This is a genomic window from Ruegeria sp. CDSA246, assembly GCF_059611225.1.
Genome location: NZ_JBXWPD010000003.1, coordinates 80466 through 100443, shown reverse-complemented (window position 1 = coordinate 100443; position 19978 = coordinate 80466). Strand labels below are relative to the sequence as shown.

The 19978-nt window shown below is 57.8% G+C and carries 15 protein-coding genes; 5 read left to right on the top strand and 10 right to left on the bottom strand.

Features of this window, described 5'->3' with window-relative positions; all coding sequences use genetic code 11:
* Positions 1-191 precede the first annotated feature (191 nt).
* From AC2FI9_RS05130 to AC2FI9_RS05115, 4 genes are read left to right on the top strand one after another with little or no spacing between them, the layout of a single operon-like run.
* Positions 192-2036 carry a feruloyl-CoA synthase gene (locus AC2FI9_RS05130; protein WP_496766256.1) on the top strand — a complete coding sequence of 615 codons (1845 nt, stop codon included), beginning with the start codon at positions 192-194 and terminating at the stop codon, positions 2034-2036.
* A complete protein-coding gene (locus AC2FI9_RS05125; protein ID WP_496766254.1) occupies positions 2033-3661 on the top strand; it encodes an acyl-CoA dehydrogenase family protein in 1629 nt (542 codons plus the stop codon). The genes AC2FI9_RS05130 and AC2FI9_RS05125 overlap by 4 nt, the downstream gene beginning before the upstream one ends.
* A gap of 16 nt (positions 3662-3677) precedes the next feature.
* A complete protein-coding gene (locus AC2FI9_RS05120; protein WP_496706163.1) occupies positions 3678-4091 on the top strand; it encodes a Zn-ribbon domain-containing OB-fold protein in 414 nt (137 codons plus the stop codon).
* Positions 4092-4102: 11 nt separating this feature from the next.
* Positions 4103-5251, top strand: a complete 1149-nt coding sequence (locus AC2FI9_RS05115; protein ID WP_496766251.1) for an acetyl-CoA acetyltransferase — start codon at positions 4103-4105, stop codon at positions 5249-5251.
* 204 nt (positions 5252-5455) lie between these two features.
* Here AC2FI9_RS05115 and AC2FI9_RS05110 read toward each other — a convergent pair whose 3' ends face one another.
* The 10 genes from AC2FI9_RS05110 to AC2FI9_RS05065 form a co-directional block, all read right to left on the bottom strand.
* Complete coding sequence (locus AC2FI9_RS05110; RefSeq protein WP_496766248.1) at positions 5456-6625, bottom strand: amidohydrolase family protein; 1170 nt, start codon at positions 6623-6625, stop codon at positions 5456-5458.
* Between the two features lie 287 nt (positions 6626-6912).
* Positions 6913-8049: an LLM class flavin-dependent oxidoreductase gene (locus AC2FI9_RS05105; protein WP_496766245.1), complete on the bottom strand. Its 1137-nt coding sequence runs from the start codon at positions 8047-8049 to the stop codon at positions 6913-6915.
* 141 nt (positions 8050-8190) lie between these two features.
* Entirely contained in the window at positions 8191-9960 is a 1770-nt protein-coding gene (locus AC2FI9_RS05100) for an acyl-CoA dehydrogenase family protein (RefSeq protein WP_496766243.1), read from the bottom strand.
* Positions 9961-9972: 12 nt separating this feature from the next.
* Entirely contained in the window at positions 9973-12270 is a 2298-nt protein-coding gene (locus AC2FI9_RS05095) for a 3-hydroxyacyl-CoA dehydrogenase/enoyl-CoA hydratase family protein (RefSeq protein WP_496766241.1), read from the bottom strand.
* Positions 12271-13452, bottom strand: coding sequence for an acetyl-CoA C-acyltransferase (locus tag AC2FI9_RS05090; protein ID WP_496766239.1), 1182 nt, complete (start codon positions 13450-13452; stop codon positions 12271-12273). It abuts the gene before it with no gap.
* A gap of 23 nt (positions 13453-13475) precedes the next feature.
* Positions 13476-15125, bottom strand: a complete 1650-nt coding sequence (locus AC2FI9_RS05085) for a long-chain-fatty-acid--CoA ligase (RefSeq protein WP_496766237.1) — start codon at positions 15123-15125, stop codon at positions 13476-13478.
* A gap of 39 nt (positions 15126-15164) precedes the next feature.
* On the bottom strand, positions 15165-16553 hold the full coding sequence (locus tag AC2FI9_RS05080; protein WP_496766235.1) for an amidase family protein: 1389 nt from the start codon (positions 16551-16553) through the stop codon (positions 15165-15167).
* 26 nt (positions 16554-16579) lie between these two features.
* Positions 16580-16957 carry a nuclear transport factor 2 family protein gene (locus AC2FI9_RS05075; protein WP_496766233.1) on the bottom strand — a complete coding sequence of 126 codons (378 nt, stop codon included), beginning with the start codon at positions 16955-16957 and terminating at the stop codon, positions 16580-16582.
* A 48-nt stretch (positions 16958-17005) separates the two neighbouring features.
* Complete coding sequence (gene ribB, locus AC2FI9_RS05070; protein WP_496766231.1) at positions 17006-17653, bottom strand: 3,4-dihydroxy-2-butanone-4-phosphate synthase; 648 nt, start codon at positions 17651-17653, stop codon at positions 17006-17008.
* Between the two features lie 10 nt (positions 17654-17663).
* Positions 17664-18797 (bottom strand): LLM class flavin-dependent oxidoreductase, encoded by a 1134-nt coding sequence (locus AC2FI9_RS05065; protein ID WP_496766229.1) that lies wholly within the window; start codon positions 18795-18797, stop codon positions 17664-17666.
* 179 nt (positions 18798-18976) lie between these two features.
* On the opposite strand from AC2FI9_RS05065, the gene AC2FI9_RS05060 reads away from it, so the two are divergent.
* Positions 18977-19948: a TetR/AcrR family transcriptional regulator gene (locus tag AC2FI9_RS05060; protein ID WP_496766227.1), complete on the top strand. Its 972-nt coding sequence runs from the start codon at positions 18977-18979 to the stop codon at positions 19946-19948.
* The last annotated feature ends 30 nt before the right edge of the window (positions 19949-19978 follow it).

Sequence of the window (19978 nt, the reverse complement as noted above, 5' to 3'; positions counted from 1 at the left end):
GCCCCGTACGCCATGACGCAACGAAATCAGGCTTCGGTCTTGCGCGATTTCCTGATGCATCATACCCGTTAAGTCAGAACTTAGTGAACGATCAATAATACATTTGCATACTAACAATTTTTTGGATAGCCTGATTTTCAAAATATGCATCATGTCGTGTCCATGACGACCAGATGACAGGGAGAGGAAAGATGAGCATTTCAGCCCGGCAAAGTGAAGACGGTGTTGTGCCTATCCAAAAATTCGCGCCTTCAAAGGTGTTGCGAGAAGACCTAAGCGATGGCGCCTTTGTTTTGCGCAGCCCATACCCGCTGAATGTGGATGTACAGTGCGTTTCTGAATATCTGGAACGCTGGGCGGAAGAAGCACCCGATCGCCTGTTTCTGGCCGAACGTGGGCCAGACGGTGAATGGATCAGCGTCACCTATTCCGAGGCTTTGACGCAAACCCGCTCACTAGCTGCGTTTCTTCTGAACAAGGGACTGGGTAGAGATCGCCCGCTTTTGATTCTGTCAGGCAACTCGGTCCGGCACGGTCTGCTGATGCTGGCTGCTATGCATGTGGGCATTCCGGTAGTGCCGGTTTCTGTCCCTTACTCTCTGTTCGACGAGTCGCTGGCCAAACTGCGCCATATCGTCCGGACCACCAATCCCGGTATGGCCTATGCCGATGATGCCAAGGGCTTTGCCCATGCTTTTGAGTTTCTCGCCTCGGAAGGCATCGAACAGCTGTCGGACGATGGCGCACTGACATTTGAACACGCCCTGGAAGCCACAGCTGACGAACCGGTTGCCCAAGCGCGGGCCGTGATTGACCATGACACGCTGGCCAAGATTCTGTTCACTTCCGGCTCGACCGGGTTGCCCAAGGGCGTGATCGTAACGCAGCGCATGATGTTGGCCACTCAAGAAGCCGTGGTGCAGATTTGGCCGTTTCTGGAAAGCGCCCCACCTGTCGTGGTTGATTGGCTGCCCTGGAACCATACGTTCGGCGGCAATTTCAATTTCAACATGATGCTGCGCAACGGCGGCAGCTTCTATGTTGATGATGGCAAACCCGTGCCGGGTGAAATCGAAAAGACAATTCGCAACGTGCGCGACGTATCGCCCACTCTGTTCTTCAACGTCCCGCGCGGTTTTGACATGCTTTTGCCGGTCCTGCGCGAGGACACAGCCTTTCGCAACGCTTTTTTCAAGCGGCTTGACCTGATCTTTTTCTCTGGTGCGGGGCTACCCGACCATCTTTGGGAAGGTCTGGAACAATTGGGCCTGCAGGAAAGGGGCGAGAAAATCCCGTTTGTAAGCGCCTGGGGCCTGACCGAGGCGATGATGGCCACATGTGTGCACTTCCCCATCGAAAAGGCAGGAGTCATCGGGGTGCCGGGTCCGGGATCCGAGCTGAAGTTTCTGCCCAATGGTGGCAAGCTGGAAATGCGGGTCCGCGGACCGCATGTGACAACAGGTTATCTGAACAACGCCGAAAAAACCGCCGAGGCGTTTGACGAGGAAGGGTACTTCCTGACTGGCGACGCGGGACGCCTGCAAGATCCAGATGACCCATCAAAGGGCATCGTATTCGATGGCCGCATCTCTGAGAATTTCAAACTGATGACCGGCACTTGGGTCGCCGTCGGCAACTTACGCGTTGCATTGCTGCAGGCCCTCAGCCCGATTGCCTCGGATGCCGTCATTACCGGTCATGACCGGACCGAAATTGGTGCGCTGCTGTTCCTGAACGTAGATGAATGCAAAGTCCTGACCGGACGGGGCGACACTTTGGCTGGCTATGCCGACGATCCGGCAATACGCGCCTTTCTCACTGAAAAGCTGGCTGCATACAATGCCGGGCAAACCGGCAGCGCCACACGCGTGAAGCGCGTTCGCATCGAACACGACGCCCCGTCAGTTGAAAAGAACGAGATCACCGACAAAGGCTATATCAATCAACGCCTTGCGCTAGAGCTTCGGGCTGACGCGGTCACTGGCTTGTATGATGGAGCCGCGGATGTGATCGTATCAGGAAAGGCCGCCACATGATCGACTACACCGCCTCTGAAGCCGAGATTGCATTCGTCCTCAAGCATATCGGTCGGCCCGAGCGGCTGCCAGATTGGAGCGACGATCTGGCCGAGGCCGTAATCCCAGCCTTAGGCCGCTTCATCAACACCGAAATTGCCCCTTTAGACATGATCGGCGAGGAACACGGCGCGCGTTTGGAAAATGGCCGGGTGCGGATGCCACCAGGCATGGTTGCCGCCTATAAACGCTATGCCGATGCCGGTTGGCCGGGCCTTTGTGCGCCTGAAGAATTTGGCGGGCAAGAACTGCCACACATTCTGGGCGCGGTTCTGGCGGACATGCTGGCTGGCGCGTGTATTTCCTATGAGATGGTGCTGAGCCTGGCGCAGGGCTGCATTCGAACTCTGAATGCCTCGGGCAATGACGATCAAAAGGCGCGGCTGTTGCCGCCGCTGGTGTCCGGTGAATGGATGGCATCGATGTGCCTGACCGAACCGGATGCGGGGTCAGATCTGGGTCGGATCAAAACAACCGCTACGCCCGATGGTGATGACTACGTGCTCAGCGGAACAAAAATCTTCATTTCGGGCGGTGACCACGACTATACCGACAACGTCTTGCATCTGGTGCTCGCGCGCACCCCGGATGCGGCACCGGGGGTCAGGGGTCTCAGCCTGTTCGCCTGCCCTGCCGTGTTACCCGATGGGACACGTAACCGGGTTCAGACCGTGCGGATCGAAGAAAAGATGGGGATGCATGCATCACCCACTTGTCAGATGGCGTTCGACGGCGCAAAGGCCGAATTGTTGGGCCATGAAGGCCAAGGTCTGGCCGCCATGTTCACCATGATGAATGCCGAGCGCCTGGATGTGGCCCTGCAGGCCGTGGGCCAGATGGACGTGGCCTTTCAGCGTTCGCGTTTGCATGCCGCAGGTCGGCGCCAGGGAACGACATCAGAAGGCACGGCGCTGATCACCGAACACGGTGACGTTCAGCGGATGTTGCTGGATATCTACGCCTATACGCTGGGATGCCGGGCGATGGTCTATCGCACTTTTGTGGATATGGATTTGGGCGCCGATCAGGGGTTGCTGGATATCCTTACTCCGACCTGCAAGGCCTTTGCGACCGACGCAGTCAACGCGGCCTCAAGCCAAGCGGTACAAATCCACGGCGGCTATGGATTCTGCAAGGAATACCGCGTTGAACAGATCATGCGCGACAGCCGCATCATGGCGATTTACGAAGGCACCAACGGCGTTCTGGCGACCGGAGTGGCCCGCCGCGCGATCCGCGCAAATGGCGGCGCGGCGGCGCAAGCTTTTGCCGATTTGGCCTCAACGGGCCCCAGCTCGGTCGAGCTGGCCGATGCGATCGACGCCTGGAAATCCGCAACCCAAGTCATGCAAAGCTATACGGATATCGGACCGTCGGTCTCGGACTATATGCGGCTGACCGGGCTGGTATATTTTGGTCGCGCCTGGGCGGATCTCGAGGCCGCCGCGGACAATGCCCCCGAGCCCGAATTGTTGCGCGCCACTGCGGCCCATGTCCGGGCGCGCATTCTGCCGGAAGCCGGTTTGCTGCGGCACCGCATCCTTAATCCAGAACCCACGCATTCTGCGGCGATCTTCGCCGCGTGAACATCAAGGACGACACATGACTGACTTTACTCTTCCCGAGGCCAGCCCTCAGGCCGACGCGGCGTTCCGTGCCGGTCTGGCCGCTGGAAAATTTCTGATCCAGCGCTCAAAAACCACCGGTGAATACAACTTCTACCCACGCGCCCTGTCCCCCACCACCGGAGCAGACGATCTGGAATGGGTCGAAGCCTCGGGCCGCGGCACCGTCTTTGCCTCGACCATCATCCGGCGTCCGGCGAAATACGGCGGTGACATCAACAACGTACTAATTGATCTGGACGAAGGTCCTCGCATGTTCAGCCGCATTGTGGACGTGGACAACGAAGCGATCACCATCGGTATGAAAGTGCAGGCCGTTGTCATGACCCCCGACTTCGGACCCAACGCAAAATCCGGCGAAGCCGCCGTGTTCTTCAAGCCCGCGGAATAAGGAATTCAATCATGGCACACGCACTTCGCGGCAAATCCGCTATCGTTGGCAAAGGCTATTGGGGTTTGGGCAAAACGCCCAACACCTCACCAATGGAACTGATCGTCAAAGCCACACAGAACGCGCTGACCGATGCAGGCATGGACCTGTCCGAGATCGACGGCGTCTGTGGCGGCACCTTCTACCACTTCTTCCCCACCCTCTCGATCGCCGAGTATCTGGGCATCAAGCCAACCTGGGCGAACTCGGACATGGTGGGCGGATCGTCCTTCATGTCCTATCTGGTCGAAGCGACCATGGCGATTCAGGCGGGCTTGTGTAAGAACGTGCTGATCTGCTACGGCTCGAACGCGAAATCCGCGCGCGATCTCAATGGGTTGATCGAAACTCCTCAATGGGAACGCGCCTATGAACCAATGGTGCCGGTGCCGGGATATGCCTTCACCGCGCAACGCTATATGCACGAGTTCAACGTACCCAAAGAGCATTTCGGACATGTCGCCATCTCGGCCCGGAAATGGGCTCAGCTGAACCCCGATGCGACAATGCAGGATGACCTGACGATGGAGGAGTATCTGTCCTCGCCCATGGTTGCCGATCCACTGGCGGTTCTGGATTGCTGCCTGATGTCGGATGGCGGTGCCGCGATCATCGTGACCTCGGCCGACCGCGCAAAGGATTTTCAGGAAAAGCCCGCCTATTTCCTTGGGGGCGGCAATGCCATTTCCCACCGCGAGATCAGCCAGGCTGCCACGCTGACCACAACCTGTGCCGCGGAAAGTTCGAAACGCGCGTTCGAGATGGCCGGCGTCACCACCAAAGACGTGGATGTCGTCGAACTTTATGACGCCTTCACCATCAACACGCTGCTGTTCCTCGAGGACATGGGCTTTGTAAAGAAAGGTGAGGCGGGGGCCTTTGTAGCCGATGGCAACATCGCACCTGGTGGCTCGCTGCCAGTAAACACCAATGGCGGCGGGTTAAGTTGCGTACACCCCGGCATGTACGGCCTGCTCTGTCTGATCGAGGCTGCAACCCAAATCCGGGGCGACGGTGGCGATCGTCAGATCGACGATGTAAATGTCGCGATTGCCCATGGCAACGGCGGCACGTTCTCGAACGAGTTCACGACCGTTCTGGGCAGCGAAGCTGCGCTTTAAGTGATCAAAGTGGGGCGCAATTGCGCCCCCAAAGCTTGAGATTTTGCTAATACGATAAAACGCAACCTGCCGAAGACGTACCCTCGGCAAGGGTTATTTAGCGTCTGAAGCAGACAATCCAAGTTCGTTTTGTTGGTAAAGCCCTAAGCCCGACCGCCAATCTGGCGGCCGGGTTTAGGCTTCAAACCTACGTTTCTCGTGTCTTTAAAGTACAGGTACGCGCGCTGCAGGAGGGGTCGAGCGCGACCGTCCGGTACGCATCTTACCATCAATCATAACAGCCCCAACTCCGGGGATGTTGCCGACGGCCATTCCTTCCAAAACGTTCTTACCGTCCGATCCCTCTGGGCGGTCCATGAACACCAGATCGGCTGGACGGCCAGGTGCCACGATCCCTTGTGCAAGACCCCGTCTCTTTGCCACGTTTCCGGTGCCACAGCACCACGCCTGTTCGGCAGGCAATCCGCCAATACTGGCCAACAGAGTTGCCATCCGCAGCATTCCGTTCGGCTGTACGCCGGACCCTGCTGGGGCATCCGTTCCAATCAGGAAATCGGCAAGGCGTCCTTCGGCCAGAGCGCCTTCCAGTGTCACAAGTACCGATTTCTCGTTACCATTGTGTACGGCTTCAAGCGCCCCTTTCGCGTGACGGCAAAGCTCTCGGATTTCATCCTGCGAAATTGAGGTTGGTCCGCCATTGATATGACTGACTACGTCCGGTTGCGCCTCTAGCACATCTGCAGCTCGAACATCGTGAGAGCCCGCAATCGAAGGGCCGCCAGTATGCATAATGGTTTCAATTCCCAATTCCCGACACCAGCCAGTGACGCGTGCCGCGTCGGGGCCTTTGGCTACTGTCCCAAGGCCGATCTCACCAATATGCCGGATACCGGCCGCCTTTATTGCCGCATAGAAATCGCGATCAAAATCAAGTTCAGGCACTGGCGCTCCCGCCAAAACCTTGGCACCGGACGGGCGGAAATTTGAATAGCAACGTTGTGCCACCATCGCCAATGCCTTGACGCCTTCGGCATCCTTGGGGCGACCGGGCAGATGGACTTCGCCCGCGGAAATAAAGCTTGTGACGCCGCCGTTAACATTCATTTCGATCCAGCCGATCTGGCTTTGGCGTGGGGTCCAATCGCCGAAAACCGGGTGGCAATGGCCATCAATCAGGCCCGGTGCGACCGCACAACCAGAGGCATCGATGATGCGATCCGCATCGCTGGCCTCAAGGCCCACAATCTCTCCGTCTTCGATGAGAAGGCTATCACTGTCCGCAATAGGCGAGTCCAGATCACCGGTCAGAAGCAAACCGATGTTGCGGATTAGTGTGCGACCCTGTTCCGGCGTGTCTTTTGGTGCGTCAGCCATCTGATCCCCCATTTGGCGTGTGATTTCTGGTTCATATTTGGATCAAAAAAAGCACGCCAAGTAACCGTTCGGCCGTCGTGCTTCCTTCAGACATTTTCATTAGTATACCAGCGATATTTAAAGGCCTGTGTCAAGGCCTTCTAGTTGGCGCTACGCCGGGATTGGCTACCCTTGAGCGGTTGATTGACCAGAGCCAACCAATCCTCGCCTGTCAGATAGAAACCTGCATTCCCCAAGCCGCAGTTTAGTACCGCGGCTTGGGGGTTGTTGGCCCCTTTTGCCCCGGTTCAGGAAAACGCTTTGATGACTTTGGCGTAGTTGTCCAGCATCTCAAGCTCTTCATCCTGCGTGAAGTATCCGACGTGATGCCAGACTACGAATTCTTCGGTCCCGTATTTCTCTTTCAATGCACCAACCTGATCAATCACCTGGTCTACGGTGCCTTTCCAGACCCGACCCATCGGCACATGATATGGCGGGGCGTTATAGGCGAAATTGAACAGTTCCTCGAAATCGCGATAGTGCCGTTCGGCCTGCGCGTCGGTCGATCCGATGGTCAAATGCCCGCCCAAAACCAGAGTGTTTCCAACCGTCAGATCGGTATGGCCATGGTGGTGCGCTTCTTCCAGATAGATCGGCATCGTCATATCCATGAACTCATCCTTGGACACAAATGACACCAGCTTGGCGCCTTCCTTGGCCCAGAACTTCGCTGTCTCCATCGACCACGAAAACGGCACGTAAAGCGGTGGAAAATCCCGCCCGTCGGTCCGCTTACGCGGGCGCGGAACAATACCCATTTTGCGCAACGTGCCATTATCGTCCACCGCACCTTCGCCGCCATACTTTGCGGTCGGGGGGAAGGGCCATGTGATGTTGTCGGAAGGAATGTTCCAAAACTCACCATGATGACTGAAGGTTTCGTTGGTCCAGGCCTTTTTGACCACGGCCCAACTTTCCTCCATCAATCGACGGTTTCGGGCATCTTCCTTGGATCGGTCAGATTGGGTTGTTGTGATATCAAGATGTTGCGCCAGTGTATTCAGCCAGCGCGGCGTGTTGCCCCGAACAAACCCACAGAACAATCGGCCACCGGACATGTGATCGATCATTGCCAGATCCTCGGCTAGACGCATCGGGTGATGCGCCGTCAGCGCCATACCCACCTGCCCCACCATCAGATTCTTGGTGTTTGCAGCGATGTGCATGTTCCACAAAAGCGGGTTGGTCGTGGTTTCGATTCCTTCCACCTGAAAGTGATGCTCGGTCATGCAAAACCCGGCATACCCATTTTCGTCGGCAAACTTCATCTGCTCGGTTGTCCGCTCCAACAGCGTTTCATACCGATCCGGGTCCGAGCCGGGCAGAACGACATCTTCGCCCTTTGAACGCATGTAGGGTTGCACAAGGATATGGGATTTCATGGTATTACCTAAGGTTAGTGACCGATAACTAAATACTATTCTATGACCTCTCAGCGGAACTTGATTTGGGTCAAGAAACGCAAAAAGGGCGCCCTGTTTCCAGAACGCCCTTTAGAACCGCTGTCTGTGAAGAAGGAGGAGTTACAGACAGCGATCAGCCCGACATACAACGCCGGGTTCACCGGCCTGCATGATCAATTCGTGGCTGACAGCGCGGGGCAATGCCCGCGCCATAAAGGCGCGCGCTGCATCCACCCGATCCGCATAGTATTCTGGCGATTGAGAACCTGCTGCAGCGGTGGCCACCCGTGCAATCCGGGCGGACATCCAGGCCGATACGCTCAACGCCACGATTTCCAGATAGTCGCACGCCCCGGACAGCACGTCACCTTGCGCCGTGCCCAGCACCCAATCGGTCGAGCGCCCAAGCCGGGAAGCCGCATCGCGCAAGTTATTCTTCAAGTCAGAGACGTCGTCGCCCAGTTTGCCCGCCTCGTCCAGCATATCGGCCACCAGACCCTTGATGGCGGCACCATTGTCGCCGCGCACCTTACGCATAACCAGATCACGGGCCTGAACGGCATTGGTACCTTCGTAGATTTCAGTGATCCGCACATCACGCACCAGCTGTTCGACGCCGTAATCCTTGATGAAGCCATGCCCGCCATGCATCTGCACAGCCTCATTCGCCATTCGTGATCCCATGTCCGAAAGGTAGGACTTGATGACCGGCGTCAGTAGCGAAAGGCGCGCGTCTGCCGCTTTGCGCTGCTCGGACGTAGCGGCACGATGAGCTTCGTCCAACAGGCCCGCTCCAAAATAGGCCAGCGCACGGGCAGCGTCCATTTCGCCCTGGGCGGTCAGCAGACGGCGGCGTACGTCCGCATGGGCAATCAGCGGATCCGCAGGACCGTCCGGGTTCAACGGTTCCCCGTCCGCGCGCCCCTGATGACGTTCGTGGGCATATGTCGACGCGGTTTGCACAGCGGCCTCAGCCACGCCCAACCCCTGCAAGCCGACCGACAGGCGCGCGGCGTTCATCATTACGAACATCGCGGCCAGGCCTTTACCCTCGTCACCGACGATCCAGGCCTTGGTGTCTTCAAACGAAATCGCGCAGGTGGGTGATCCGTGGATACCCATCTTGTTCTCGATCCCGGCAATGGTGATCGTGTTTTGCTGGTCCGTCGTGTTGTTGTCCGCATCCAGCATGTATTTTGGTGCCAAAAACAGTGATAGTCCACGCGGTCCGGGCTGAGCGCCCTCGACCCGCGCTAGGATCAGATGGGCGACATTTTCCGACATGTCGTGGTCGCCCCAGGTGATGAAGATCTTGTTACCGGTGATGGCATAAGATCCGTCATCATTTCGCACGGCCTTGGTGCGGATCAGGCCCAGATCGGTGCCGCAATGCGGCTCGGTCAGGTTCATGGTTCCGGCCCAGTTGCCGGACGTCAGCTGAGGGCAATAGACCGCCTTTTGTTCGTCCGATCCATAGGCCATCAGCGCTTCGACAACGCCGAAGTTCAGTTCGTGGATCAGGGCAAAAGCCAGATTGGTTCCGGCCATCCCTTCACGCAGGGCGGCATGCAGGACGAAGGGCAGTTGTTGGCCACCATATTCTTCTTCCAGCGCCAGCGCGTTCCAGCCGTCTTCGCAGAATACCTTATAGGCATCACTAAACCCGGGGGCGGCATGGACCTGACCGTCTTCCAACCGCGCACCCGGGCTATCGCCCGCCTCATTGCAGGTTGCCAGATTGTCGCGCACAAACCCGTTGATCGCGTCAACGACCGCAAAGAACGTATCTTTGTCGCAATGCTCATATCCAGGCAGTGCCAGCGTTTTGTCGAGGTCAAGAACCTCGTCCAACAGAAAAGTAATGTCCCGCTGCGGGAGTTGATAGTCCATACCTATGATCCCTCAGTTTTTGAGCGGCTTGCCGGTCGTCATGGTGTGGCGCATTCGTTCGATTGTCTTATCCTTTCGGATCAGGCGCATCATGCCTTCGGCTTCCAGCCTGTGCAGCGCTTCTTCATCCAGAACGCCGCCCTCACCCCCGGCCAGTACGTGCGCCGTTTCACGCGCAATCTCGACCGCGTAGGGCGCGTCTGGCATAGCCTCGGCCAGTGCGGCCAGTTTGAGCTCCAGCGCGGCATTGATAGCGGCGGCATCCAGTGTGATCTCGGCCTTGGGCGCGGGTTTGTACCCGTCAGCCAGCGCCAGAGCCGCCGCCTTGGCCTCGGCCAGAAGGCGGTCGCGGTTCATGACAACGCCGTCCGTCGCGCGCAGATAGCCCGCGTGTTGCGCCATCGGGGCAGAGCCGGTCATCAGCGCCACAGAAATCACATCGAACGCAGCCTCGGCCCCTTGGACCGGATCACCCAACTCCGCCGCCTTGAGCAGCAACAGGGCTGTGGTTCCGCCCCACGCAGGCAGCAGGCCAACATTGGCCTCGACCAACCCGATATTGCTTTCCAAAGCGGCCATGACCCGATCCGAGTGCATTAGGATTTCGCAGCCGCCACCAAGGGCCAGACCACCGGCGGCCGAGACAACCGGGAACGGCGCGTATTTAATCTTGCGCATCGTGGCCTGACCGATGGCTAGTTGCCCTTCGACCAGATCCAATTCCCCCGCATCAGCACGATCCAGCGCTTTTTTTAGGTTCGCGCCCACAGAAAAGTGGTTGCCGTCCGACCCGATGACCATCGCTTTGAAGTCTCGGCCTACAACGTCCAGTGCTTCGCTCACACCTGTCATCACCTGATCATCCAAAGCCGCATTAAGTGCCGTGATCGTCAGCAGAGCGACACCATCACCCATATCGCGCAGCACAATGGCCTCGGTCTGGAACACCGGAGCATCCGTCAGGTCAGATGCAAAGATCACCCCGGGCCCACGCGGCACGTCCGCCTGTTCGCCCGAAGGCAACAGCACCTTACGGTCACGGCCCTGGCCTGAATAAATCCCGCCGCGTTCAGCGGCCAGCGCCAGCAAGGGCGGCACGTCCTGACCCTCGGCCTTCAAGCGAGCCACAATCTTGTCCGCACCAATCTTGTCGATCAGCTTGAATGGGCCCATACGCCAATTGTATCCCAGCTCCATCGCTGCATCGATATCCGCCGGGTTGGCGGTAATCTCGGGCACGCAGTATGCTGCGTAAGACAAAGTCGGCCCCATTACGGCCCAGGCAAAACCAGCCAACCGATCACCGGCCTGATCAATGAAGTCGACACCAAAGCTTTTGGCAAACTCCGGACCCTTGGCCTGCGCACGATACTCTAGCGTTGCCAGATCAACGGCTTCGGCGACTGGTTTGCCATTTTCGTCCTTGGATCTGCGATAGAAACCCGAACCGACCTTGCGACCAGCAAGGCCCTTGGCGGCCATCTGATCGAACAGCTCCAGACCGTCGGTGTGGAATTGCTGCGGATCATCAGCCTCAAGCAGATTGCGCATAGACAGGCGCGATTTGCCCATCAGGTCGATACCGATCAGGTCCATCAACGCGAATACACCCGTTCCGGGCACGCCGAAGGGACGGGCCAGCACTGTATCAGCCTCTTCAACTGTGATGCCACGCGCCACAGCCTCGCGGGCAGCGGCGTTCATCCACAGCCCGCCCAGACGGTTGGCGATGAAACCGGGGCGGTCGTTGCAGGGCACGACGGTTTTGCCGAGGCGTTCATCGCTGAACGCACGCGCACGTTCCGCAGCAGCCGGATCTGTGTCCGGTCCGGTCACAAGCTCAATCAGGCGCATATAGCGCGGCGGGTTGAAGAAATGCACGATGATGAACCGCTTGCGCAGGCTTTCATCCATCTGGCTGACCAGATCGGCCAGCGGAATGGTCGAGGTGTTCGAGCTCAGCAGCGCGTCCTCGCGAAGGTAGGGTGCAATTTTCGCATAGAGCGCGTGTTTGATGGCGAGGTCTTCCAGAACAACCTCAACCACCCAATCACAGGTCGAAAGCTGATCCAGATCATCATCCAGATTGCCCGCTGTCAGTCGGGCCGCATAGGCCGGATCGGCCAGTTGCGGCGCGCGGCCCTTGGTCATGCGTGCAATGGCACCTTTAGCCAACATCGAGCGGTCTTCGGCATCCTTTGGTACGATGTCCAGCAAAACGACTTCGGCACCGGCATTGGCGAAATGGGCGGCAATGCCTGCCCCCATCACGCCCGAGCCGATGACAGCAACTTTGTTGATCGCAGTCATTTAGAGAACCTCGAACAGACCAGAAGCACCCATACCGCCGCCGATGCACATGGTGGCAACGATGTACTTCGCACCGCGTTTCTTACCCTCGATCAGCGCGTGACCAACCATACGCGTGCCCGACATGCCATAGGGGTGACCCACGGAAATCGCACCGCCATCGACATTCAGGATCTCATTCGGGATGCCCAGCTTGTCACGGCAATACAAGGCTTGCGATGCAAAGGCCTCATTCAATTCCCACAGGCCGATATCATCCATCTTGAGGCCATTGCGTTCCAGCAATTTCGGCACTGCAAACACCGGGCCGATCCCCATCTCATCGGGCTCACAACCCGCGACGACGTAACCCATATAGCGACCCAACGGCTCGAGCCCGCGCTTTTCGGCCAGCTTCTCTTCCATCACAACCTGCGCCGAGCCACCGTCGGACAGTTGCGAGGCGTTACCGGCCGTAATCCACTTGTCCTCACCCATCACTGGAGTGAGACCCTGCAGGCTTTCCAGCGTGGTCGAAGGACGGTTGCACTCGTCCTGCGACAGCGTGACCTCTTCATAGGTGATCTCGCCGGTTTCCTTATTCTTGTTCGCCTTGGTGACCGTGATTGGCACGATTTCATCGTCAAATTTGCCCGCAGCCTGCGCCGCGGCGGTGCGCTGCTGCGATTGCAAGGCAAATGCATCCTGCGCCTCGCGGGTGATGCCATAGCGTTCGGCTACAGTATCGGCGGTCGCGATCATCGGATCGTAGAACCCACGAATGTTCTGCGCGATCCAGTCCTCTTTCAGGCGATAGGTGTTATCGCGACCCATCACCAGCGAGATGCTTTCGGCACCGCCACCGACAACCACATCGCAGCCATCGACCATGACCCGCGAGCAGGCGCGTGTCAGCGCCTCAAGACCCGAGGAGCAGAACCGGTTGATGGTTTGGCCCGATGCGGTCACGGGCAGACCGGCGCGCATGGCGACCTGACGGCCAAGATTGCCGCCATTTGCACCTTCGGGGACGGCATTGCCAATGATCACATCCTCAATTTCGGACGGGTCAACACCGGCGCGTTTGACCGCCTCGGCGACAGCATGGCCACCATAAACGGCGGGGTGAGTGTCGTTGAAAGCACCGCGAAAGGCTTTGCCAATTGCAGTACGGGCGGTTGAGACGATTACAGCAGAACGCATTAGATTGATCCTTGAAGGAAGTATTAGATGTCAGTGGGCAGCTTGTAGTCGGCGTATTGCTCACGCAGATGCAGCTTTGAAACTTTGCCGGTCGCGGTGTGCGGAAGCTCGGCCTGGAACACTACGTCGTCGGGCGTCCACCACTTGGCGATCTGACCGTCATACAGTGCCAGAATGTCCTCGCGGCTGACATCTGATCCGTCACGCTTGACAGCAACGATCAGCGGGCGCTCATCCCATTTGCGGTGCTTGGCGGCGATACAGGCGGCCTCCAGAATGTCCGGGTGGCTCATCGCAATGTTTTCCAGATCGATCGAGGAAATCCACTCGCCGCCCGATTTGACGACGTCCTTGGTTCGGTCGGTCAAGCGCAGATAGCCTTTCGGGTCGATCGCCGCCACATCACCGGTGATGAACCAACCGTCCTCGGTAAAGGCATCGGCACCGGCCCCACCCCAATAGCTTTCGGCAACCCAGTGGCCACGCACTTGCAACATGCCAGAGGCGACGCCGTCATGTGGCAGCAACGCGCCTTCGTCATTAACGATACGCATCTCGACGCCGTAAAGCGCGCGGCCCTGTTTGGTCTTCAACGCAAGACGGTCGTCGATTGGCAGTTTATCCTCGCCCCATTTGGGCACCGAAAGCGTGCCGACTGGGCTCAGCTCGGTCATGCCCCAGCCATGCACCACGTCGATACCGTGGCCTTTTTCGATCTGCTCGATCAGTGACAGAGGTGCTGCTGAACCTCCCATCATCGCACGTTTGACTGTTTTTAACGTGGTGCCCTGTTGATCCAGATATTCGAACAAACCTAGCCAGACCGTCGGCACACCCGAGATCATCGTGACCTCTTCATCGTCCATAAGTTCGCGCAGGGGGGCCGGATCCATGCCCGGTCCGGGCATTACCAGTTTGGTGCCGTTCATCAGGGCCGCATAGGGAATACCCCAGGCACAGGCGTGGAACATCGGCACCACGGGCAAAGTGGCATCACGCGAGCTGAGCGCCAGCCAGTCGCCACCGGACACGCCCATGGCGTGCAACACGGTCCCGCGATGGGAATACAAAACGCCTTTGGGATTGCCAGTTGTGCCAGATGTGTAGCACAGCGCCATGGCCGCGTTCTCATCCAGTTCGGGCCAGTCATAAACCTCGGGCTTGCCCGCGATAAGGGATTCGTAGTCACTGACCGGGGTGTTCATCTGCGGCACCTGGTCCGGGCCAGTCAGACTGAACCAGGCCTGAACGCTGGGGCAGCGGGCCGAGACAGCATCGATCAGCGGCGCAAAAGTCGTGTCGAAGAACATATGCGTGTCTTCGGCGTCGTTGATAATAAACGCGATCTGATCGGGATGCAGGCGCGGATTGATCGTGTGGCAAATCGCACCGATGCAAGCCAATGCATAATAGAGTTCCAGATGCCGATTGTTGTTCCAGGCCAGCGTCGCGACGCGGTCACCCGGCCCCACACCCAGTTCGGTCAAAGCGTGCGCCAGTTGTTGGGTCCGTCGCCCCATATCCGCAAAGCTGTACCGATCAATCGTCATGTCCGAGTTGCGCCAGACAATCTCCGCCTCGGGATGCGCACGCATGCCATGACGGAAAATGCTGGTCACCGTCAGTGGCATCGTCATGATCTGACCGGGAATCGTCGTTTTTTCTGCGCTCATTATTTTGCCTCTCAATGTGGTTCTCTGCATCTGCGTCCGTCACAGAGGCGCAGGCGGCATTTCCCCGATGTCCTGTTCGATCCGCCACGACATTTGCAAAACGCCCAGATCGTCAAAGCGGCGTCCGACCAGTTGCATACCGATCGGTAGCCCGTTGCGGTCTGGTCCGACCGGAATACTGGATGCCGGTTGCTCAGTGAGGTTGAACAGGAAGGTATTAGCCCAGCTTTCGAACGGCTTATCGGGGTCTGATCCTGGCAGTTCGGCAGCAAAGGCTGTGTCCGGTGTCGATGGCAGCAGGACAAAATCATGGCCGTCAATCAGCGCCAACGCACGTTCGCGCAACGCCTGTGTGTGGTCGAAATTTCGCTGATGCTCAACAGCAGACAAAACGCGAGCATCGTTGGTCCAATCGCGAATATAGGGCGTTTTCGCCTGTTCGGCATCGGGTTGGCGCATCAGTTCGGACAGGGTACGTATTTTATAGAACGCCTCGGCGGGTTCCCAGTCTGTTCGGCTGAACGGTGCGGTTTCAAGATAGGTGATCTGAACACCCATATCCCGCAGAACTTGCGCCGTCCGTTCCAGCGCTGCCTGAACATCTTCCGCCACCGGTTCGCCCAAGCCCAGCTCTGGGATAACTAGAACCGACATGCCTTTGCGGTCGCCGCGCGTCAGGCGCGAGACATAGTTCACGCCGTCCCGCGCCAAAGCCGCGAAATCGCGCGTATCCTCTCCGGTCAGAACATTCATATGCAGCGCGACGTCGCCAAAATTGCGGGCCAACGGCCCCGCTGTGATCGCCGGGCTGTTGCAGACGTAATAGGGCACACGCCCCTGGCTGGGTTTCAGCCCGGCCAGGCCGCAATACGAGGCCGGCAGGCGAATGGATCCCACGATGTCGGTGCCAATCGAAACCGGCTCGATCCCGGCGGCAACACTGGCCGACGTGCCCGAAGATGATGCGCCTGTTGTGCGCGATACATCCCATGGATTGCGGGTAACTCCGTGCTTTGAGCTCACTCCGCCTGCAAGAATGCCATAATCACACATGGTATTCTTGCCCAGGATCACGGAACCGGCCTCACGCATGCGTGCTACCGTGGGATGATCGGTTGTGCTGACCGATGCCTCACCCGCCGCCGAGCCGCGATATGCGGGCATACCGATGCAATCCATTGCGTCCTTGACTGTTGTCGGCACGCCATCCAGCGGCCCCATTGGTATGTTGTCGTGCCAACGTTTCTCGGACGCCCATGCGGCTTCAAGCGCGCCCTCGGCATCCACGTGGTAAATCGCATTGATCCTAGGATTAACCGACTCAATACGGGCCAGCGCTGCCTGCGTGACCTCGACCGGAGACAGTTCCAGCCGAGCAAAGGCCTGCACCATGGCACGCGCCGAAAGTTGGGAATAGGGGGCGGTCATTCGGGGGCTCGATCAGATAAAGGGGATCAGTCTTCGGTGCGCTGGACGTAATAGACCTTGGCCGCAATCTTCCAGCCCTCGCCGGTGCGGACCAGCGATAGGTAGTCGATGAAGTATCGCGGCTGCACGGCGCAGTCGATCTTGACAAAGGCCGTGTTTGGCCCTGATTGATCGATCGAGATCGTGTGACCATAGACCGGATAGCCTTTGGATTTTGGGCTTTCGCGACCGCCGATGACCTCTTTGTACTTCTCAAGCGTCATGTGGACATAGCTGCCATCCTCGTTGGCGCAGCAAAGATCACATTCTGGCAGAAACATCTGGTCGGTCTTGCTGATGTCTCCGTCATGCAGGTTTTCGATATACGCTTGCATCAGGGTTTCGATCTCGGCGAATGCGGTCATAGGATATCCTCGGTCATGAGTGTCTTGAAACGCAGGTGGTGTTGGCTGTCAGGCGGCCTTGTCTGCAAGCAGGTCCTGACGATACCGTTTGAGGTCTTCGATCGTGCCGACCTTAAGGCCGTGCCGGGCCCCAAATTCCAGCAGATCCGGCAGGCGCGCCATTTCACCGTCATTATTCATGATTTCGCAGATCACGCCGGCATCCCCCTGCCCGGACAGGCGGGCCAGATCAACTGCGGCTTCGGTGTGGCCTTCGCGTTCCAGCACACCGTGCGGTCTCGCCACCAATGGAAACAGATGCCCGGGCGAAACCAGATCGACCGAAGAGCCGCTGTCGGATGCCAAAAGTGCAATGGTCCGCGCCCGGTCGCTGGCGGAAATGCCGGTGGTCGTGCCTTCTTTCGCATCCACCGAAATGGTGAACGCCGTATGATGTGGATCCGTGTTCAACGCTGTCATCGGTCCAAGACTGAACTGCTCGGCCCGTTCGGGCGGAATGGCCATGCAGATCAAACCCCGACCAAAGCGTGCCATGAAATTTACCGCGGCCGCATCCGCGCAGGCGGCGGGGATCACCAGATCGCCCTCATTCTCGCGGTTTTCATCGTCGACAAGAATTACCATACGGCCTTGTTCGCAATCCGTAATGATCTCTTCGATGGGCGACAGCTGATAAACTTCATGCAGATCGAACACGGTCTTCCCCTTATCCGTTCAGAGGCTTGATGACGCCTTCGGCAAATTCGATCAGAGCTTCCTGCTCGATCTCGTCGCCAAAGTAGTTCACGTGGTGCCAGACAAAGAATTCGTCGATCTGATAGCGCACGGCCAGTTCACCGACCTGGTCCAGAACCTGTTGACGCGAGCCGTCCCAGACGCGGCCCAGTGGGACGTGATAGGGCGGCGCGTCGTAGGCCGAGAACCACAGGTTGTCGAACATTTCGCGGTACTGTTTGGTCTTGGCCGGAGTCTTGCCCATCATCAGATGCGCACCCAGAGCCAGGACGTCGTTGTTGGTGGTTTGAGGCAGCCCGTTTTCATGCGCAGCCTTCAGGCAGTTCTCAAGAATCACCGGCATGAATTCTTCTTTGTCGGCGGTCACGAAGGACACCATCTTGGCCCCTTCCGAAGCCCAGAACTTGGCAGTTTCCATCGAATACGAGAACGGCGCATATACTTTTGGGTGCGGCTTTTGCAGCGGACGAGGCACGATGCCCGATTTGCGCAGGATCTTGTTGCTATCAACCGGGCTGTCACCACCCCAGAGTTTGGTTGGATTGAACTCCCACTCGACATTCGACGGGAAATTCCAGAATTCGCCCTGATGTTCGGTCAGGTCGTCCGTCCACAGCGACTTGATCAGACGCCAGTTTTCGTACAGCGCGCGACGGTTGCGCTGGTCGGCCTCGGACTTGTCGGATTCAGCCGAGGTGATGTCCAGGTGCTGCCCCATGGTCGCCGTCCAGCGCGGCGTGTTCCCGCGCGAGAACCCTGCGAAGACGCGGCCGCCGGTCATATGGTCCAGCATGGCGATGTCTTCGGCTGTCTTGATCGGGTTCATCGCGGTCAGGTTCATCCCCAACTGACCAACTTTGAAGTTCTTGGTGTGCTGGGCGATGTACATGTTCCAGAACAGCGGGTTCGTGGTGCATTCAACGCCTTCGACCTGCATGTGGTGCTCAGTCAGGCAGAAGCCGTCATAGCCCAGCTCTTCGGCAAGGACCATCTGATCACGCATCGTGTGCATCATCTTGTTGAACCGAGCAGGGTCACGTCCGGCAAGCTGAGTATCCTCGCCATGCTGGCGTGCGAATGGAATGGCGAGAATCTTGAACTTCATACAGGCGTCCCCTGGCGTGTGATTGAACGTTCACTAACAATCCCATACAGCCGGCAATTTCGTCAAGCCCCGAATTGATTTTCCCTACGTCGCAATGACACTGCGACGATTTCCAACTGGACAAGAGATAGGGATTTCAACATGTTGCCCTCAGGTAGGGTCCTATGGAGGCAAGCCACGTGTTTTTGTATTCTGCTGCGCAAGTTGATGAATTTATTAATAAATCGCAGCTAGATGGCGTGTGCGTTGCGTTGGCGATTGATGCTGCGCGCGAGGAACTCAAACGCCTCGGAGACACTTTGCATCCAACACTGGTCAACACCTCGGCCACGAATCTGGCAACTGCGGGACAGGGGCAAATCGAGGCTCAGGCCATCCGCATGTCGCCAGAAGATTCGCCGCTGACCACATACCGTGTCTCGATCGTTCAGGCCGGACACAATCCCGGTGAAGCCGCCACGCTGATGGAAGTGACCTGCACGTTCTCAGTCGATGCGCAACTGGCGGAAACGCCGAAATCCACTCAGACTGAAAAGCCGCCCCGCGCCCTGTCCGACACCGCCGAGGAACGGCGGCGGCAGATCTTTGAAGGCGCATGCAAGGTGATTGCCAAGCATGGGTTCGGCAATGCATCGATGCGCGAGATTGCCAAAACATCCGGGCTGTCGGTTCCGCTGATGTACAAGTACATCAAGGACAAAGATGACATACTGCACTTGATCACTACGATGTGCATGCAGGACATCATCGACTTTTTCGATACCGGAGAACTGTTCACCGGCCCCGCCGATCAAAACCTTGAAAAAGCGGTTGACCGGTACATCGACTACATTGGCGAAAACCGCCGCTATATCAATTTGGTCTATTCGGAAACGCGGTCCATGTCTGCCGAGAACCGCGCGCGCGTATTTGATATGGAGCGTGAGTTCATGGGCCGCTGGAAAGGCATTCTGGACAAAGGGGTCGAGCAGAATGTGTTCCGCCCCATGAACACAGAGCTGATGGCCAATTATCTGTATTTCCTTTGTAATGTCTGGTCTCTCCGGCATTGGAGCATCGGAAAGTTCCCGGAAAGTGAAATCCGGACCAGCCTGAAGGCGCTTATCATGGATGGCGTTTTGGTCAGGGCTGCTCTCTCCAAGAAATCCTGAGCGAACCATCAACCGCTCAGGATTGTTGAT

What these genes read in the sequence shown, in the direction of transcription:
- AC2FI9_RS05110 (WP_496766248.1), bottom strand. Translation starts at nt 6,625, where the DNA reads ATGGCTGACGCACCAAAAGACACGCCGGAACAGGGTCGCACACTAATC.
- AC2FI9_RS05130 (WP_496766256.1), top strand. Translation starts at nt 192, where the DNA reads ATGAGCATTTCAGCCCGGCAAAGTGAAGACGGTGTTGTGCCTATCCAA.
- AC2FI9_RS05075 (WP_496766233.1), bottom strand. Translation starts at nt 16,957, where the DNA reads ATGACCGCATTCGCCGAGATCGAAACCCTGATGCAAGCGTATATCGAA.
- AC2FI9_RS05115 (WP_496766251.1), top strand. Translation starts at nt 4,103, where the DNA reads ATGGCACACGCACTTCGCGGCAAATCCGCTATCGTTGGCAAAGGCTAT.
- AC2FI9_RS05125 (WP_496766254.1), top strand. Translation starts at nt 2,033, where the DNA reads ATGATCGACTACACCGCCTCTGAAGCCGAGATTGCATTCGTCCTCAAG.
- AC2FI9_RS05120 (WP_496706163.1), top strand. Translation starts at nt 3,678, where the DNA reads ATGACTGACTTTACTCTTCCCGAGGCCAGCCCTCAGGCCGACGCGGCG.
- AC2FI9_RS05105 (WP_496766245.1), bottom strand. Translation starts at nt 8,049, where the DNA reads ATGAAATCCCATATCCTTGTGCAACCCTACATGCGTTCAAAGGGCGAA.
- AC2FI9_RS05095 (WP_496766241.1), bottom strand. Translation starts at nt 12,270, where the DNA reads ATGACTGCGATCAACAAAGTTGCTGTCATCGGCTCGGGCGTGATGGGG.
- AC2FI9_RS05090 (WP_496766239.1), bottom strand. Translation starts at nt 13,452, where the DNA reads ATGCGTTCTGCTGTAATCGTCTCAACCGCCCGTACTGCAATTGGCAAA.
- AC2FI9_RS05080 (WP_496766235.1), bottom strand. Translation starts at nt 16,553, where the DNA reads ATGACCGCCCCCTATTCCCAACTTTCGGCGCGTGCCATGGTGCAGGCC.
- AC2FI9_RS05065 (WP_496766229.1), bottom strand. Translation starts at nt 18,797, where the DNA reads ATGAAGTTCAAGATTCTCGCCATTCCATTCGCACGCCAGCATGGCGAG.
- AC2FI9_RS05100 (WP_496766243.1), bottom strand. Translation starts at nt 9,960, where the DNA reads ATGGACTATCAACTCCCGCAGCGGGACATTACTTTTCTGTTGGACGAG.
- AC2FI9_RS05085 (WP_496766237.1), bottom strand. Translation starts at nt 15,125, where the DNA reads ATGAGCGCAGAAAAAACGACGATTCCCGGTCAGATCATGACGATGCCA.